The sequence below is a fragment of the Fluctibacter halophilus genome, from assembly GCF_020687825.1.
GTDB lineage: Bacteria > Pseudomonadota > Gammaproteobacteria > Enterobacterales > Alteromonadaceae > Fluctibacter > Fluctibacter halophilus.
This window is the reverse complement of sequence record NZ_JAJEWP010000001.1, coordinates 1-17,836: the sequence shown is the minus strand read 5'-3', so window position 1 is coordinate 17,836 and position 17,836 is coordinate 1. Positions and strand designations below refer to the sequence as shown.

The window sequence follows — 17,836 nt, the reverse complement described above, 5'->3', positions numbered from 1 at the left end:
CCGCCGTTCGCACCTGTACGGTTGCGTGGTTGATCGGCGGACACTAGGGTGAATCATGTTGAACTGGATAAAATAAAGGAACTTCAATGACCATCGCACATGCTTCGTTTCCGGGCCAGAATGCCGGGTTTGTTTCTTTTGATCAGGTACGCACGGTGCTGTGGGAACACATTGAAGTCATCCTGTTACTGACCTTCCTGATCGCCTACCCGTTTTATGCCCAGCGGGAAGACGCCATGGTGGCGAATATCATCGATAATCCACGCCAAAGTGACTTTTTCTACGCCGATTACTTTGCCCTCAACCCTGACTCTGATGCCAAACATCGCTTTATCCCGATGAAGGTCACTAAGGTCACTGACGCTGGCGTATGGCTGAAAGTCGGCAATATTGCCCACTCCACGGCGGTGTCGCCGCGCGAACATGCCAAATTCGACAAGGCCATCACCCTGCGCAACTATTACCGCAAAGATCCCCTGTTCCTGACCCACCAGGCTGTGCGCGAACACTTTGACAGTGGCATCATCTACAACGCCCGACGTCCAAAAACCCTGTTTATCGACGGCTGGATCGTGATCCCTCGCAGCGAAATGGTCGACGACGAGTAAACACATTCGGCACCGGTTTGTCCCGGACGGTGCCGGTTTGCCAAGGCGAACATCCTGCTCTATGGTTACTAAAACCACAAAACAGGATGTTCGCAGTGAAAACAGGGATCATGTTCGTGCTACTGGCGACGACAGCCTGGCTCAGCGGCTGCGCTTATACCCCGGTTAAAGGTCAATCTCCCCACTACGACAACTACGCTGAAAAATCCAGACAGCACATATTACGGGTATCCCGCCACGGTTATCTGGTCGAGAATGAGATTGTCAGAGAGTCACCGCTGTTCAGAGACATACACAAGCACCTGACACTAGAAGAGGTGCAAGCGCGCTACAAAACCATCTTTTTGCAAGCCTTTAAGCTGTCCTGCAAAAACACGGAGAGCAAGGGTGACAGCAGCGCTGCCGATGATGCACACGACGAAACATCGACACAGCAATGCATGACCGCGGCCCAGATGTACATGGATGCCGTTGTAAAAACGCCAGACGCGCAGGGCAATACCTCGACCAACAACGGTTTAGAACAGGCTCACGAGGCGATGAAAACCGCCTTTATTGACGGCAAGCGACCGGTCAAGTTTATGATTTACTTCCACGGCGGACTGAACACCTATGCCGCCACCGATCAGCGCATGGAAACCCAACTGGAATACATCAAAGCAGGGCTGCCCCTTGGTTCACCGCTCCTCGAACAGCACGCCGTCACAGACGACTGGCAATACCCCGTCTACGTATCCTGGCCGTCAAATCCATCCGGCACTTACTGGGAGCACCTGACCGGGTTGCGCGAAGGGCGCCGCCCCCGCCCGGTATTTGGCTGGCTGTCTTCGCCGGTAGTACTGCTGGAAGATTTGATCACATCCATTGGCGAGTTTCCCTCCAATGTTTACTACCAGTTCACCAATGACAAAGATCGCTTTGCCTCCCGAGGCGGGCTGCTGTTATCGAGCTCGTGGACAGAGGCCTACAACCAGTTCGACAGCCTGCAATGCCATCGTGACAATACTGAGGATCATACAGAAGCCCTCCCAAACAGGTTCGCGTACAAGCGTATTGACCTGAAAGGTGATAGCACCGATAAGCCCCCGGCCCACATCGACATCAACCGTTCGGTCTATCGTTACGGCTCTTTGGGACATTATGCCAAAACCTCGGTGTTTACCGTGGTCTCGCCGCTGCGGTATGTGATTGGCAGTTTGTGGAACGGCACCATTGCCGGCAACGCCTGGAAGGTGATGAAGCGACGGGCCAGAAACATGTTCGACCCGACCGGTGATTCCGACACACGCCTGGAAGAACGGTTCGGAAAAGGCTACAAAGACGGTATCGGCAGTTCACTCGGCTCATTCTTTGAAAGCCTGTTTGCCCTCAAGCAGGCCATGCCAGAACTGGATTTGCAAATCACCCTGGTGGGTCACAGTATGGGCACTATCGCCATCAACAATCTGCTGGAAAAATACCAACAGCAATGGCGTCAGTCCGACATGCTCAAAGACATTGTGTTTATGGCCGCCGCAGCCAGTACCCAGGAAACCCTGGCCATAGTCCCGGATATCCTGCGTGCCAAACACCGCATCAACTTCTACAACCTGACCCTGAACCGGGTGTCCGAAGTGGCAGAGTTTTACGCGTTTGGCCTTGCGCCGTCAGGTTCGCTGCTGGTGTCGATTGACAAATACCATGACGAACCCGAACACCACCTTAAGCGTACGTTCGGTGCAGAAATCAATGTTCAATCTTCATTGCCTGCCATTTTGCAGGCCTTCGACGGCGTTAATGGCAATGTCACTCTGAAAGCCTTTCATGACATCGAACAATGGCCAAACGGAGTTGAGCCGTCACTGCCGAGAAAGCACGGCGATTTTGGCGCGTTGAACTACTGGTTACCGGTCACCTGGCAGATTTCCGATGATAAAAACCAACACCCTGATCCGGCGAGCATCCAGCATTGCGCGCCGGTGGTAGAGCGGCCAATTCACCTTGAACCAGACCCGCAAGAAAAGCGTCGTAAACCGACGGATGTCTTGTTTGGCCTACCACAATAAAAACAATAAGAATTAACTGCCCAACTGCTCACACAACAGATCGGTATAGATATTTTCCAGCGTGACCAAATCCGATACGTGCACCCGCTCATTGAGCTGATGAATGGTGGCGTTGGGCACGCCCAGTTCCACCACTTTGGCCCCCATCCCGGCAAAGAAACGTCCGTCAGACGTGCCACCGGATGTCGACAGCAGCGGATAGCGTCCGGTGTTGGCGTGAACCGCCCGCTCAACCGCGCTGATCAGGCCCCCGGCGCTGTTGTCGTTGTTGATGTATGGCTCACAAGGGCGTTCCCAGTGCAGGGTACTGTCGGGCGCGACGTGCGCAATCACGGTTTCAATCATGGCGACCACCTGTTCGCCACTGAAGCGGTCACTGTAGCGCACGTTGAATGCGACGTCGCAGCCGGCGGGAACGATATTGTCGGTATAGCTGCCAGAATCTACATGGGTGATCTGCACGGTAGTACCGGGAAAATCATCACTGCCCTCGTCCCAGGGTAAGGCGAGGATCCCGTCAATCACCGCCGAGGCGCGGTGAATCGCATTCACGGTTTGCTTCGGATACGCCACATGACCGGCTTTGCCGCGCAACTGAATACGCCCGGTCAGGGCACCTCGGCGACCCACTTTAATGGTGTCACCGGTTTCTGAGCTGGCGGTGGGCTCCCCGACCAGACAACTGTCCAACCTGATCCCCTGTTGTTGCAGGTAACGGACGATAGACTGACTACCGTACTCTGCTTCCCCCTCTTCATCACTGGTTACCAGCCACAGGAAGCGCTGCTTGGGTACGCCGTGCTGTTGAATAAACCGCTCGGTGGCTGCCAGCATGCAGGCCAGCCCGGATTTCATGTCCGACGCGCCCCGTCCGATAATCTCATCATTGATCATCGTTGCCGCAAACGGCGGTGCCATCCAGCGGTTCTCAGGGCCAGGGGGAACCACGTCCGTATGTCCGGCAAACCCGAATGCCCGACCGCCCTGACCAATACTGGCAATCAGGTTTCGTACGCCATTGTCAACGAAGGCGTGACACTCAAACCCCAGCGCAGACAGCTTTTCCGCCAGCCAGACCTGACAGCCTCCATCCTCGGGCGTCACCGACGGCTTGCGGATCAACGCCTGGGTATAGGCCACACTGCGCCCGTGGATCGGGATATGCTGCCCTGCAGGGTTGGGTGAATAAAGGATTCCGTGGTGCGAAGCAAGGGTTGTGGTCATGATTTATCCCCAGCGGTGGTTTGTGCTATTGCACACACCGAGAATGACAAAACAATGTCAAAACAACGACAAATCAAAGACATCGTGCACTTATTTTGATACGGAACGTCATGACATATGGGGTAAAATTGGCTAGCCTAAAGAAAAATACCAAGGAGTGCCAACGGCCATGATTAAACTGCTGTTCATGTTGCCACTGGCCTTGTGTCTGCTGTGGACCGGCTATCTGAAAGCCAATGGATATTCCCTGTCCCAGGGCAAACAAGGCTACACCTATATTCTGATTTTTTCGGCGGTGATTGCCGCGTTTTACACAATCATGCTGTGGCTGACCCGACTATGAACCATCACGCATTAAACACGGGAGCGCAGCGTGTCTGATTGTATCCTCGCCATTGACCAGGGCACCACCAGTTCCCGTGCCATCCTGTTTTCAACCACCGGAGAGTGCCTGGGTTCAGCCCAGCAGGAATTCCCCCAACACTTTCCCCATGATGGCTGGGTAGAACATCAGCCTGAGCAGATTTGGGACAGTGTGTACAACACGGTCAAACAGGTCATTGAGCAAACCGGCATTGATGCAACCCGCATCATCAGTACAGGCATCACCAATCAGCGGGAAACCACCCTGATCTGGGACCGCGCCACCGGCGAGGCTGTTTATCCCGCCATCGTGTGGCAGGACCGACGCACCAGTGACATGTGTCATGCCTACAGCACCGATGAGGAATTTGTTCACTATGTACAACAGGCCACCGGTCTGTTGTTGGACCCTTACTTTTCAGCCACCAAAATTCGCTGGATCCTGGACAATGTCGACGGCGCACGGACTCGCGCCGAACGGGGTGAACTGGCCTTTGGTACGGTGGATACCTACCTGTTGTGGCGCCTGACCGACGGCAAACGCCACGCCACAGATGCCACCAATGCCTCCCGGACCATGTTGTTTAACCTGCACCAACAATGCTGGGATCCACGCATTCTGTCTGAATTTGATATTCCCGCCAGCCTGCTGCCTGACGTCCTCGACAACGCCGCCGAATTTGGACAGATTGCGCCGCACTGGTTCGGTGCGGCCATTCCGGTACAGGCAATGGCCGGTGATCAACAAGCAGCACTGGTCGGCCAGGCATGTTTTTCTCCCGGCATGGTCAAGAGCACCTACGGCACAGGCTGCTTTATGATTGCCAACACCGGCGATCAACCGGTGCAGTCCCAGCACCGTCTGCTCACCACGTTGGGATACCGTCTGAACGGCAAGCCCACCTACGCGCTGGAAGGCAGTATCTTTATGGCGGGTGCGACAGTGCAATGGCTGCGTGATGGCCTGAAGCTGATCGCCTCGGCGGAACAAAGCGAAGCATTGGCCAAAGCGGCCAATACCGAAAGCAACGTGTATCTGGTGCCGGCTTTTACCGGGCTTGGTGCGCCTTACTGGGATCCCGACGCCCGTGGCGCACTGCTGGGACTGACCCGGGATACCGGCATCAATGAAATCGTCGCCGCCGGGTTACAATCGGTGTGCTATCAAACCCGTGATTTACTCGAAGCCATGAACGCTGACGGCCTGCTGGCCAGTTGCCTGCGGGTCGATGGCGGCATGAGCAACAATCAATGGGTAATGGCCTACCTGGCCGATACACTGGGTATCCAGGTACAGCGTAGCCAGACCAGTGAAACCACCGCGTTGGGTGTGGCCTACCTGGCAGCCTTACAGGCCGGTGTGTTTAACACCCTCGAGGAAATTGCTGAGCGCTGGCAACAAGGACAAACCTTTGAACCCCGTCTGTCTGAGCAAGCGCGGGAAAAAGCCTATGATGGCTGGCGACAGGCCATCGACCGGATCAAGGTCGGCAGCGACTAGCAGCCGATGAATGTAGCGCATAAAAAAAGGAGCCCTCAGGCTCCTTTTTTATTTCGTACTGATCAGTTATTGAAACAGCTTGATGTCTGCTTCACTGCGCAATGCTTCAATCAGTGCCGCATATTGTTGCTGACCTGCATTCGTCGCCATACGCTCCTGAATGGAAGCCAGCGCTGCGGGTTCTGCAGCCTCGCCGTGATTCACACCGGTCAGCTCTACCAGTGCAACATCACCATTATCCAGACTGACAACGCCCGCTTTATCTTCGCCTTCAGGCGCCAATGCGAACAGCTTGTCGATAATGTTGCGGGCCAGGGTCGCATCAAAACGTTGCACTGCCGCTTTCTCTTCCCAGGCGGCATCTTTCTCAGCCAGGGTAGCGGTCACGTCAGTTCCTGCAACCACATCAGCCAACACGCTCATGGCCCAGTCTTTGGCCGCTTGTTGGGCCTTTTGCTGGGTCAGGGCAGCAACGATGTCCTGTTTCACTTCGTCCAGTGACTGGGTGCGGGCAGGCTCATGTTCAACCACACGCATTACCATCACCTGATGCTCACCGAATTCCACCAGATCAGTATTCATGCCGCTGTCGATGGTATCCGCACTGAACGCGGTTGCCAGCGCCTGCGGACTATCCAGTGGCGCAGGGGCGGTATTGCGGGTAAACAGTTCGGTCTGCTGCACGGTCAGGCCCAGCTCTGACTCCATGTCAACCAAGGTGTCTGGTACCTCAAAGGCCAGTTGCGCCATGCGCTCCTGAACTTCGTAGAATTTATCCAGCGCCTGCTCTTCCGTCAGCTTAACGACCAGGTCCTCACGCACGTTCTCAAATGCTTCCGTTTGCTCAGGTTTGACGTCAGTCAACAGAATGATGTGGTAACCAAACTCGCTTTCCACCACACCGCTCATGTCGCCAACATTGGCCAGACCGAATGCCGCGTCCTCAAACGCAGGATCCATAATGCCGCGACCAAACCAATCCAGATCTCCACCATTCTCAGCCGAGAACGCATCGGTCGATTCCGCCGCTGCCAGCTCGGCAAAATCAGCACCTTCGTTAAGTTGAACCAACAGGGCGTCTGCTTTAGCTTTGGCCGCATCCTGGTCATCACCGAACTCAATCAGAATGTGCGATGCACGACGCTCTTCCGGCGTACGGTACTCGCTGATGGTGCGCTGATAATAGGCCTGCAATTCTTCTTCTGTCGGTGCAATATCTGCTTCCAGATCTTTCGCGTCCAGGGTCACGTAGGCCACTTTTACCTGTTCTTCGGTATCGTATTGAGCCAGGTTCGCCTGGTAGTAGGTATTGATGTCTTCATCACTCAATGCCACACCGGCTTCAAATTGCGCAGAAGGAACAACCGCGTAACGGGCGTCACGGGTTTGCTGCTGCAGGGCAAAAATCTGTTCCGCTTCAACCGGCAAGCTGAACGCACTGCCAAACATGGCTGCAGTCAATTGCTGGCGGGTCATCTGGGTGCGCATGTAATCGCGGAAGGTATTGGGCTGATAGCCGGCCTGACGCAACAATGCCTGATAGCGATCATTGTTGAACTGACCACCGACCTGGAATTCCTGCATGTTACGGATGGCATCCTTCAATTGCACATCGCTGACACGTAAGCCCATGTCTGCCGCGGCCTGATCAATCAGCTTTTCGCCAATCAGACGATTCAGAATGTTCTGCCGAAAATCGCGCAGGTAGGCGGCATCAGACAGCATTGCCACAAAGGCTTCACCGTATTGGCTTTCCATGCGCGCGCGCTCGTTTTCATAGGCACGTTCCAGCGTTGCTTTGCTGATAGTGTCGCCGTTGACTTCTGCCGCCGGTGCATCGGTAGACGAACTGATATAGCCACCAATCCCTGCGAACACGAAGCTCAGGATCACCAGACCCAGGATCACCATGGCCCAAACGCCCTGGGACCCTTCTCTAATTCTTTCCAACATCTTTGTCTTTACACTCCGTAGAACCGTTCAAAACAACACAGAGTATGTGTCTTGAGAGGCGCGATTATAGCCCAGTTACCCAAGACAATACCAGTTGAGATACGGTCGGCGGCGTCGTTTCGCTAACGCCAGATAACAAAAAGGCGATGATTTCTCATCGCCTTTTTTTTGCAAACTTGGTGTTGCTTAGTTGCAAGCGTCTTTCAGAGCTTTACCAGCTTTGAATGAAGGCACTTTAGCCGCTGCGATTTGGATAGTCTCACCGGTTTGAGGGTTACGACCGCTGCGAGCTGAACGCTCACGAACAGCGAAAGTACCGAAACCAACCAGTGCTACTTGATCACCCTTTTTCAGTGCATCAGTCACTGCATCGGTGAAAGCGTCAAGTGCACGGCCTGCAGCCGCTTTAGAAATGTCTGCACCTGCAGCAATGGTATCGATGAGTTGAGACTTGTTCACAATAAGATCCCCTTCAATTGTTATTATATGTAGTTCCGCAAAATCTGCGTTGCGGAAACGTTATAACAAGCCTGAATTGTAACTTCAAGCCATTATTTACAATTATTTAACCTTTGGTGAATCGCCTCCATCCCTTTTGTGACAAGGCCTGAAGCGAATCTGTGTAACAGGCTACCACAACTTTTCCCGTTGGGAAGCCTCTACGACCAAAAAAACGCAAAAAAATAGCCGTTTCCGGCTATTTTTTCTTCTTCTTGACGCTAACAGGTTCGAAACCCTCAGGATTTTCCTGTAACGCGATCTCCAGCACCTCATCAATCCACTGTACCGGATGGATGGCCAGATCCTGTTTAACATTGTCCGGGATCTCTTCCAGGTCCCGTTCATTGTCTTTCGGGATCACCACGGTTTTGATCCCGCCACGGTGGGCCGCGAGCAACTTCTCTTTCAGTCCGCCAATCGCCAGCACTTCACCGCGCAAGGTAATTTCACCGGTCATGGCAACATCACATTTCACCGGGTTGCCGGTCAGGGTTGATACCAGCGCGGTACACATGGCGATACCGGCGCTCGGACCGTCTTTCGGGGTTGCCCCTTCCGGTACGTGCACGTGGATGTCGCGCTTCTCATAAAAATCCGCATTGATGCGCAGTTTTTCAGCCCGACTACGCACCACGGTCATCGCGGTCTGAATCGACTCCTGCATCACATCGCCAAGAGAGCCGGTAAAGGTGGTCTTGCCTTTACCCACCACCGCTGTGGTTTCGATGGTCAGCAAGTCTCCGCCAACCTGCGTCCATGCCAAACCGGTCACCTGGCCAATCTGGTTGTCCTTGTCGGCCTTGCCGTAATCAAACCGTTGAACACCGAGATAATCTTTCAGGTTGTCCTGATTCACGGTGACTTTTTTGGTATCAGGGCTCAGCAGAATATTTTTAACCGCTTTACGACAAATCTTGGAGATTTCACGCTCCAGACTCCGAACGCCCGCCTCGCGGGTGTAGTAACGGATAATGCCGATGATGGCAGACTCTTCAATCACCAGTTCGCCGTCTTTGAGACCATTGCGGGACATCTGCTTGCTGATCAAGTGACGGGTGGCAATGTTGAGTTTTTCATCTTCGGTGTAACCCGACAGACGGATCACTTCCATCCGATCCAGCAAAGGTCCGGGAATGTTCATGCTGTTGGACGTTGCCACAAACATCACATCTGACAAGTCGTAGTCCACTTCAAGGTAGTGGTCACTGAAACTGCTGTTCTGCTCCGGGTCCAGTACTTCCAGCAAGGCAGACGCCGGATCACCGCGCATATCAGAGGACATTTTGTCGATTTCATCCAGCAGGAACAGTGGGTTTCGCACCCCGACCTTGGCCATGTTCTGCACCAGCTTACCGGGCATCGAGCCAATGTAGGTACGGCGATGACCACGGATCTCAGCTTCATCACGCACGCCACCCAGTGCCATACGGACATACTTACGCCCGGTGGCCTTGGCGATGGACTGACCCAGGGATGTTTTACCCACCCCAGGCGGCCCTACCAGGCACAAAATCGGGCCTTTGAGTTTTCTGACCCGCTGCTGCACGGCCAGGTATTCAACAATGCGTTCTTTGACTTTCTCAAGCCCGTAATGATCGGCATTCAGAATGTCTTCGGCTTTGGCCAGGTCTTTTTTCACCGCGCTGCGTTTATGCCAGGGCACATTGGTCAGCCAGTCGATGTAACTGCGCACCACCGTGGCTTCTGCCGACATCGGTGACATCATCTTCAGCTTCTGCAATTCAGCGGTGGCTTTATCCTTGGCTTCCTGCGGCATTTTTGCGTCGTCGATCTTCTTGCTCAGCGCCTCGAACTCATCGGGCGCGTCGTCCAGTTCGCCGAGCTCTTTCTGAATCGCTTTCATTTGCTCATTCAGGTAGTACTCGCGCTGGCTCTTTTCCATCTGCTTTTTCACGCGGGTACGGATTTTCTTTTCCACCTGCAGCAAATCGATTTCGCTTTCCATCAGCGCCATCAGGTATTCCAGCCGCTCATTGATACTGGCCATTTCAAGCACTTTCTGCTTTTCAGCCAGTTTCAACGGCATGTGGGCAGCCATGGTGTCTGCCAGACGCGCGGCGTCTTCAATACCGTTCAGCGACGTCAGTACTTCCGGCGGGATCTTCTTGTTCAGTTTGACGTAGCCTTCGAACTGGGAAATGGCAGAACGTACCAAGACTTCCTGCTCCGCTTCACCCAACGGCTCGTCTTCCTGGCGCAGCACTTCGGCAACGAAGAATTCGTCTTTTTGCAAGTAGGTTTGGATCTGGCCACGGACGCTACCTTCAACCAGTACTTTGACCGTACCGTCTGGCAGCTTTAGCAATTGCAGGATGGTGGCTATGGTACCGACGGTATACATGTCTTCGGTATCCGGCTCATCCACCCCCGCATCTTTCTGGGCAACCAGGAAAATCTGTTTGTCTTTTTCCATGGCGGCTTCCAGGCAGCGAATGGATTTCTCGCGGCCCACGAACAAAGGGATCACCATGTGGGGATAAACCACGACATCCCGTAAAGCCAAAACCGGCATTTCTATGCGCTCGGCATGCTGTGTTGTCATGCTATCTCTCTACTGCAATGTGTAATAGATAATGTATATGGGGATAGGCAGCCAAAGTTCAAACAAAAAATGAAAAAGGCCCGAGACGGGCCTTTTCATTGTGTTACTCAGATGCTGCTTTTTTATCGGTGCTGTTGTCGTAGATCAGAATGGGGTTGGACTCCCCTTTGATCACAGTCTCGTCAATCACCACTTTGCTGACATCGGTCAATGAAGGCAGCTCATACATGGTGTCGAGCAGTACTGCTTCGACAATCGAGCGCAGTCCACGGGCACCGGTTTTGCGCTCCATGGCCTTTTTAGCGATCGCGTGAAGGGCATCATCACGGAACTCCAGTTCCGTATCTTCCATCGCGAACAACGCCCCATATTGTTTGGTTAACGCGTTCTTCGGTTCACGCAGGATTTGGATCAACGCATCTTCGTTCAGTTCCTCGAGACTGGTGACCACTGGCAAGCGGCCAATAAACTCAGGGATAAGACCGTATTTGACCAGATCCTCAGGCTCGACTTTTTTGAACAGCGAGCTGATCGCCTGCTTGTCCTTGGTGTCTTTAACCTGCGCACCGAAACCAATACCGGTACCGGTTTGTGCGCGTTGCTCAATGACCTTGTCGAGACCGGCAAATGCACCGCCACAGATAAACAGGATCTTGGAGGTATCGACCTGCAGGAATTCCTGTTGCGGATGCTTACGCCCACCTTGTGGTGGAACTGACGCGATGGTTCCTTCAATCAGTTTCAGCAACGCTTGCTGAACACCCTCACCGGAGACGTCACGGGTTATTGATGGGTTGTCTGACTTACGGGAAATCTTGTCAATTTCATCAATGTAGACGATACCACGCTGGGCCTTCTCAACATCGTAATCGCATTTTTGCAGCAATTTCTGGATGATGTTTTCGACGTCTTCACCCACATAACCGGCTTCGGTCAGGGTGGTCGCATCGGCCATGGTGAACGGGACATCGAGCAAACGGGCCAGGGTTTCGGCCAGCAGGGTTTTACCGCTACCGGTAGGACCGATCAGCAGGATGTTACTCTTGCCCAGCTCAACGCCGTCGTGCACGTCGCCGTTGCGTAACCGTTTGTAGTGGTTATACACCGCCACCGACAAAACTTTCTTGGCATGCTCCTGGCCGATCACATAATCGTCGAGGTGCTGATGGATTTCCTGCGGCTTGGGCAGGGCATCCTGTTTCTTCTTCGGGGCGATTTCTTTCACTTCTTCGCGAATGATGTCGTTACACAGGTCAACGCACTCATCGCAGATAAATACGGACGGTCCCGCGATCAACTTACGCACTTCATGCTGGCTCTTGCCGCAAAAAGAGCAATACAGTAATTTGTTGTCGCCTTCGCCGCCTTGCTTATCACTCATTTAACTTGCCTCTTTCAAACCCGGACCACGGCTTTGTTCCCGTGGTCATTATCAGTTTTAACCCAAAAGGCCAACTTCTCAAATTAATTCGTCGCCAAAGCATCCGCGCGGTTGGCAAGAACCTGATCGATTAGACCATATTCTTTGGCTTCTGTTGCACTCAGAAAGTTATCTCTGTCGGTATCTTGGGCGACTTTTTCATAAGGTTGGCCAGTGTGTTCGGCCAACATACGGTTGAGCTTTTCCTTAATAGACAGGATTTCACGGGCATGGATTTCAAAATCGGATGCCTGTCCCTGGAAGCCGCCCAACGGCTGATGGATCATCACACGGGAGTTCGGCAGGCAATAGCGCTTGCCTTTGGCGCCACCAGACAGCAGGAACGCGCCCATACTGGCCGCCTGCCCTACACAAACAGTGCTGACATCGGGCTTAATGAACTGCATGGTGTCATAGATCGCCATACCCGCCGTCACCGAGCCACCCGGCGAGTTGATGTACAGGAAGATGTCTTTTTCCGGGTTCTCAGCCTCAAGAAACAACATTTGTGCCACGATCAAGTTGGCCATGTGATCTTCAACCTGGCCAACCAGGAAAATCACGTTTTCTTTCAGCAGGCGGGAATAAATGTCATAAGAGCGCTCGCCTTTGGCGGTTTGCTCAACCACCATGGGGACCAATGCGTTCTGAGGGGAAAAAGCGGAATTCATCATATTCGGGATACCACAAAAAAAAATGCTCGGTAAGTACCGAGCATTTAATCAGTCTATGACCTGATAAGTCAATTCATAGTCGGCAAATTACGCCTGTTTGTTCATGATCTCATCAAAGGCTTTCTTCACTTCTTTGACTTTCGCCTGAGAAGCAATCCAATCAACCGCCTGCTCTTCCAGCGCTACATTGCGCATTTGTTGCATCAGTTCTTCATTGGATTTGTAGTACTCGATCACTTCTTGTGGATCTTCGTAAGCAGAAGCCATGCTTTCAATCAGGGCTTCTACACGCTCGTCTTCCACTTTCAGATCGTTCTTCTTGATCACTTCGCCCAGCAATACGCCAACGGAAACGCGACGCTTAGCATTATCAGCAAACAGTTCGTTCGGCAGCTCAGGCATGTTGGCAGTGTTACCACCGGCTTGCTGGCTGAAACGCTGTTTCGCTTGCTGACGCAGGGCTTCAATTTCCTGGTCGATCAGCGCTTGAGGCAGATCAACCTCATTCTTTTCAAGCAGACCTGCAATCACGTCTTCTTTCAGCTTGGCTTTCAGGGTCTGATCCAATTCGCGCTGCATGTTCTTACGCACTTCGTCTTTCAGTGCGTCAACGTTGCCGTCTTCGATACCAAACAGCTTCGCGAACTCTTCATCAACCTTCGGCAGGCTCAGGCCTTCAACCTTGGTCACTTTGATGTCGAATTTGGCGTCTTTACCTTTCAGGGCTTCAGCGTGATAGTCTTCAGGGAAAGTCACTTCAGCAACCACTTCTTCACCGGCTTTAGCGCCTACCAGCGGCTTTTCAAAACCAGGGATCATGCGGCCTTTGCCCAGCTCCAGCGGGAAGTCATCGGCTTTACCGCCATCAAACTCTTCACCGTCGATAGAACCCACGAAACTGATGGTTACGCGGTCATCTTTCTTGGCTTTACGCTTCACTTCTTTCCAGGTGGCGTGTTGCTTCTGCAACGTTTCCATCATGGCATCCAGATCTTTGTCCTGGATTTCTACCACTGGCTTTTCAATCTTGATCTTGTCCAGATCTTTTACTTCTGGCTCCGGGTAAACTTCGAAAGAAGCCACGAATTCCAGATCTTCACCGTGCTTGTCGTTTTTCAGTTCGAACGTCGGCATACCGGCAGGGTTCAGTTTTTCCTGCATCACGGCTTCATAGAAATTGCGTTGCATCGCTTCACCAGCAACTTCCTGGCGAACGGCTTGACCGTAACGCTTCTGCAGTACAGAAACAGGCACTTTACCAGGACGGAAACCGTTGATGCGCTGGGTCTTGGCCAATTGCTGCAAACGGGATTTAACTGCAGAATCGATGGAATCTGCTGGAACGGTGATAGTAAGACGGCGTTCTAAACCTTGAGTCGTCTCTACTGAAACTTGCATTCTTCTACCTCAACTTGCGCTCACGGCGCGTTTCTTATGTTACTCAACGGGCTATGTTCTTGCGGGATGAAATACGATAGCAGCGCCATCCCGTTCGTAACCAAGTTGACCTTCAACGTCCAACTTCTGTCACCAGCACCGGTTAAAAAGACGCAGCATTATAGTGGAACCGAACCGGCGAGTCGAGACACAAAGCGACAAAAAATGTGCGTTTCAGCGGGATTTGTGGATAAAGCCCCTGCAATTTTCACCACAGGTTCGGTTAACTGTTGGATTTGGCGTCAAAAAATCCCTTCTGAAAGGAAAAAACACCGCCGAACGATATTGTGAACCCACGACTCAACGCCCAGATCATCTGACAACCTGACAGTCATTGAGTATTTGAAAAATGCACTTTGAAGAGAAAATGGGGTGGACGATGGGATTTACTCAGTACGTCCTGTACCTCGCCCTTCGGGCCAGCCTGCGGCTGTTCAATATCGTTCTTGACATTGTCCGTACGATATTGTGAACCCACGGTTCAACGCCCAGATCTGCGGATAGTCTGATAATTAAAGCAGTAGTGAAATATGTATCAGGGGAAGAAAATGGGGTGGACGATGGGATTTGAACCCACGACAACCGGAATCACAATCCGGGGCTCTACCAACTGAGCTACGCCCACCATAGGTGCCTGACGGCTTTGGTGTGTCTTGGCTAACCTGACAGGATGCCAGTATAGCTGATCTTTTTATCTTCGCAGTCTGCAGTGACGTTGGCGTAACTGCTGAATCGGATTCTGTTCCGCCGGCACTGCGAATGGCACGCCCGGCAGGACTCGAACCTGCGACCCACGGCTTAGAAGGCCGTTGCTCTATCCAGCTGAGCTACGGGCGCTCTACGAATCTGCTAGGATAAAAAGTGGTCGGTGAGACAGGATTTGAACCTGCGACCCCTTGGACCCAAACCAAGTGCGCTACCAAGCTGCGCTACTCACCGACGCTGTCGTAGTGGCTAACTTCTCTGCCGCTACGGGGGGCGCATATTACCCACTTGCCCTACCCTCGTCAAACACTTTTTTCAGGCAAATGTTTGAATGCTGATTATTCCACCAAGTCGCGCAAAAAACCGTCGCCGAGCGGCGCCACAAGCCAGTTATGCCCCTTTGTTGGCGGCGTCACTGTCAGACGGTAATGCCCAGATCCCGCGAGGACCGGGTACAAACCCGAGAGTTTGCAAATAGCGTTCGTGTTCCACACTGTCGGCCTTGGCACCAAGGTAAGCAAAATGGAACTTGTTGACCATTTCACGGCCTTCGCCAATCACAAAACGCCCCAGACGGAAATCCCGATAGGCCGGCACCACAAAATCAAAATCGATAATAAACCCTTCATCCGCAGTCCGGTAGCCAGACACTACACCAACTACGTCGGTGCCTTCGGTCAGAAAGAAATATTCACGGTGCTGGTCGTGGGAACGACGCAGAAAACGCGGAAACAGCTCATTGATTTCTTTTTGATGGTAGTCGAGAAAAAAGTCCACATAGTTGGACGGCCGTCTGACCGACAACACGGCAAAATTGTCTTCCACATGCAACAGAATACGGCGCAGGAAAAACACGTTGGTCATGGCAATAAAGCCGTTCAGCAACGCCACCGGAAACGCGCCGATGATGATGCCGTAGATGCAGAACGACGATGAACCGAACAGGTTGAACCATCGCAGTTTGAGGATTGAACTGCGGGTTAGTGAATATGCAATCAGTGCGGACGCACAATAGCCGAACACTTCAACCAATGACAATGTCACCAGGCGACTCCTCAGGATTAGAAAACAGGAAATGAACCGGAATAGTAGCGGGAAACGCGGTGCCTTGCACCTTTGGCGATGATTGGGGTTTGCCCGACCCGAGACTCTGTGGGAAAATGCGCGCTCAGTTCAGCAAGGGTCCCCGAATACACATGCCAGCACAACACATCGACGGAAAACGCATCGCCAAACATGTTCGCCAACACGTTGCTTCACAGGTTGAAGCCATCGTCAGCTCCGGGCGCCGGGCGCCGGGTCTGGCCGTGATCATGGTCGGTAGCGATGCCGCATCACAGGTCTATGTCGCCAACAAACGTAAAGCCTGTGATGAAGTGGGTTTCGTGTCCAAGTCTTACGATTTGCCGCCCACCACCAGCCAGCAAGAATTGCTCGATTTGGTCGACACCCTGAATGCTGACAATGAAGTCGATGGTATTTTAGTGCAGCTTCCCCTGCCCGCCGGCCTGAATGCCGAACAGGTGCTGGAACGTATCCATCCACACAAAGACGTAGACGGATTCCATCCATACAACATTGGCCGTCTGGCCCAGCGTATCCCTGCCCTTCGTCCGTGTACGCCGAAAGGGATCATGACCCTGATCGAATCGACCAAAAAACACATCAAAGGGATGGATGCGGTGATTGTCGGTGCGTCGAACATCGTCGGTCGCCCGATGGGCCTGGAATTGCTGTTGGCCGGATGTACGGTGACCACCTGCCATAAATTCACCCGTGATTTGCGCCACCATGTACAACAGGCCGACCTGCTGGTCGTGGCGGTGGGTAAAGCGGAGTTCATTCCCGGTGAATGGATCAAGCCCGGCGCCATTGTTATCGATGTGGGCATTAACCGCATGAACGACGGTCGTCTGGTGGGCGACGTGTCGTTCGACAGTGCCAGTGAGCGAGCCGGCTGGATCACGCCGGTGCCCGGTGGCGTAGGCCCGATGACGGTGGCCAGCCTGATTGAAAACACCCTCGAAGCGTACGTTAAATTCCATTCGTGACCGGACACGCAACTGACCAGAACGCCATTGAAGCAACCCGCCACTGGGTTGTCGAGGTGGTGGTTGGGCTTAATCTGTGCCCGTTTGCCAAGCGCGAAGTGCAACGGGACACCATCGCCTATCAGGTGGTGCACGGTGACTCTCAGGCGGCTCTTGAAGCATTACTGAACGCCTGTCAGCAGCTTGATAACGACAGCAGTATCGAAACCACACTGCTGATCTTCCCGACCGATTTCGGCGATTTTGATGATTACCTGGACCTGCTGGCAATGGCCGATCACATGCTCGACTACGGCGGTTACCGGGGGATCTACCAGTTGGCCAGTTTCCACCCGGACTACTGCTTCGCAGAGACTTCGCCGGATGACCCGTCCAACTACACCAACCGTTCGCCCTATCCGGTCTTACACCTCATCCGGGAAGCCAGCATCGAACGGGTCCTGGCCCGCTATCCGGACCCGGACAGCATTCCACACAACAACGTCACCCTGACCCGCGAACGTGGCAACCAGGCCATGCAGGCGCTCATTGATGCCTGCCATCCGAACCGGGCGCAATGAGCGAGTAGTGGACATTGATTTGTTCGGTTTCGGCGGTCTTCTAAAGACAATGAGTAGACACTCAACGCCTTACTAATTGGCGCAAAAATTCTTGGCTAAAATTAGCGACGAAGGAGCACAAGCCTGCTGTAGTGTGTCCGCGTTTTAATGGCCTTGTTAGGTGACTTTACCCAATTTTTGCTAGTGCTTCTTGAGCTGCTACCATAACAACTTTCCATTTGGGGTCTTTTA

Annotated in this window: 14 protein-coding genes and 3 tRNA genes; 6 read left to right on the top strand and 11 right to left on the bottom strand. The window is 53.1% G+C overall.

Annotation, left to right across the window (positions count from 1 at the left end; translation table 11 throughout):
- The first annotated feature begins 86 nt into the window (after window positions 1-86).
- A complete protein-coding gene (locus LJ739_RS00085) occupies window positions 87-608 on the top strand; it encodes a hypothetical protein (RefSeq protein ID WP_229156561.1) in 522 nt (173 codons plus the stop codon).
- 95 nt (window positions 609-703) lie between these two features.
- Window positions 704-2,653, top strand: coding sequence for a hypothetical protein (locus LJ739_RS00080; RefSeq protein WP_229156560.1), 1,950 nt, complete (start codon window positions 704-706; stop codon window positions 2,651-2,653).
- 12 nt (window positions 2,654-2,665) lie between these two features.
- Here the strand turns inward: LJ739_RS00080 and dapE are convergent, their stop codons facing one another.
- Window positions 2,666-3,877 (bottom strand): succinyl-diaminopimelate desuccinylase, encoded by a 1,212-nt coding sequence (gene dapE / locus LJ739_RS00075; protein WP_229156559.1) that lies wholly within the window; start codon window positions 3,875-3,877, stop codon window positions 2,666-2,668.
- Window positions 3,878-4,046: 169 nt separating this feature from the next.
- Here dapE and LJ739_RS00070 point away from each other — a divergent pair, with 169 nt between their 5' ends.
- Together LJ739_RS00070 and glpK are read left to right on the top strand one after the other, a co-directional pair.
- Window positions 4,047-4,220: a hypothetical protein gene (locus tag LJ739_RS00070; protein WP_229156558.1), complete on the top strand. Its 174-nt coding sequence runs from the start codon at window positions 4,047-4,049 to the stop codon at window positions 4,218-4,220.
- A 30-nt stretch (window positions 4,221-4,250) separates the two neighbouring features.
- Window positions 4,251-5,741, top strand: a complete 1,491-nt coding sequence (glpK, locus tag LJ739_RS00065; protein ID WP_229156557.1) for a glycerol kinase GlpK — start codon at window positions 4,251-4,253, stop codon at window positions 5,739-5,741.
- 66 nt (window positions 5,742-5,807) lie between these two features.
- Here glpK and LJ739_RS00060 read toward each other — a convergent pair whose 3' ends face one another.
- The 10 genes from LJ739_RS00060 to LJ739_RS00015 all read right to left on the bottom strand — a co-directional run bounded on the left by LJ739_RS00060 (window position 5,808) and on the right by LJ739_RS00015 (window position 16,038).
- On the bottom strand, window positions 5,808-7,694 hold the full coding sequence (locus tag LJ739_RS00060; protein ID WP_229156556.1) for a SurA N-terminal domain-containing protein: 1,887 nt from the start codon (window positions 7,692-7,694) through the stop codon (window positions 5,808-5,810).
- A gap of 186 nt (window positions 7,695-7,880) precedes the next feature.
- A complete protein-coding gene (gene hupB / locus LJ739_RS00055; protein WP_229156555.1) occupies window positions 7,881-8,153 on the bottom strand; it encodes a nucleoid-associated protein HU-beta in 273 nt (90 codons plus the stop codon).
- Window positions 8,154-8,391: 238 nt separating this feature from the next.
- A complete protein-coding gene (lon, locus tag LJ739_RS00050) occupies window positions 8,392-10,758 on the bottom strand; it encodes an endopeptidase La (RefSeq protein WP_229156554.1) in 2,367 nt (788 codons plus the stop codon).
- A 103-nt stretch (window positions 10,759-10,861) separates the two neighbouring features.
- On the bottom strand, window positions 10,862-12,139 hold the full coding sequence (gene clpX, locus LJ739_RS00045; RefSeq protein WP_229156553.1) for an ATP-dependent protease ATP-binding subunit ClpX: 1,278 nt from the start codon (window positions 12,137-12,139) through the stop codon (window positions 10,862-10,864).
- An 83-nt stretch (window positions 12,140-12,222) separates the two neighbouring features.
- Window positions 12,223-12,852 carry an ATP-dependent Clp endopeptidase proteolytic subunit ClpP gene (gene clpP, locus LJ739_RS00040; RefSeq protein ID WP_229156552.1) on the bottom strand — a complete coding sequence of 210 codons (630 nt, stop codon included), beginning with the start codon at window positions 12,850-12,852 and terminating at the stop codon, window positions 12,223-12,225.
- An 87-nt stretch (window positions 12,853-12,939) separates the two neighbouring features.
- On the bottom strand, window positions 12,940-14,250 hold the full coding sequence (gene tig, locus LJ739_RS00035; protein WP_229156551.1) for a trigger factor: 1,311 nt from the start codon (window positions 14,248-14,250) through the stop codon (window positions 12,940-12,942).
- Window positions 14,251-14,838: 588 nt separating this feature from the next.
- Window positions 14,839-14,914: transfer RNA gene (locus LJ739_RS00030), tRNA-His, on the bottom strand.
- Between the two features lie 135 nt (window positions 14,915-15,049).
- Window positions 15,050-15,126, bottom strand: a tRNA-Arg gene (locus tag LJ739_RS00025).
- A 25-nt stretch (window positions 15,127-15,151) separates the two neighbouring features.
- Window positions 15,152-15,228: transfer RNA gene (locus tag LJ739_RS00020), tRNA-Pro, on the bottom strand.
- 156 nt (window positions 15,229-15,384) lie between these two features.
- Window positions 15,385-16,038: a hypothetical protein gene (locus LJ739_RS00015; RefSeq protein WP_229156550.1), complete on the bottom strand. Its 654-nt coding sequence runs from the start codon at window positions 16,036-16,038 to the stop codon at window positions 15,385-15,387.
- Window positions 16,039-16,190: 152 nt separating this feature from the next.
- Here LJ739_RS00015 and folD point away from each other — a divergent pair, with 152 nt between their 5' ends.
- Window positions 16,191-17,045: a bifunctional methylenetetrahydrofolate dehydrogenase/methenyltetrahydrofolate cyclohydrolase FolD gene (gene folD / locus LJ739_RS00010; RefSeq protein ID WP_229156549.1), complete on the top strand. Its 855-nt coding sequence runs from the start codon at window positions 16,191-16,193 to the stop codon at window positions 17,043-17,045.
- On the top strand, window positions 17,042-17,605 hold the full coding sequence (locus tag LJ739_RS00005; RefSeq protein WP_229156548.1) for a DUF1415 domain-containing protein: 564 nt from the start codon (window positions 17,042-17,044) through the stop codon (window positions 17,603-17,605). Before folD ends, LJ739_RS00005 begins: the two co-directional genes overlap by 4 nt.
- Window positions 17,606-17,836 lie beyond the last annotated feature (231 nt).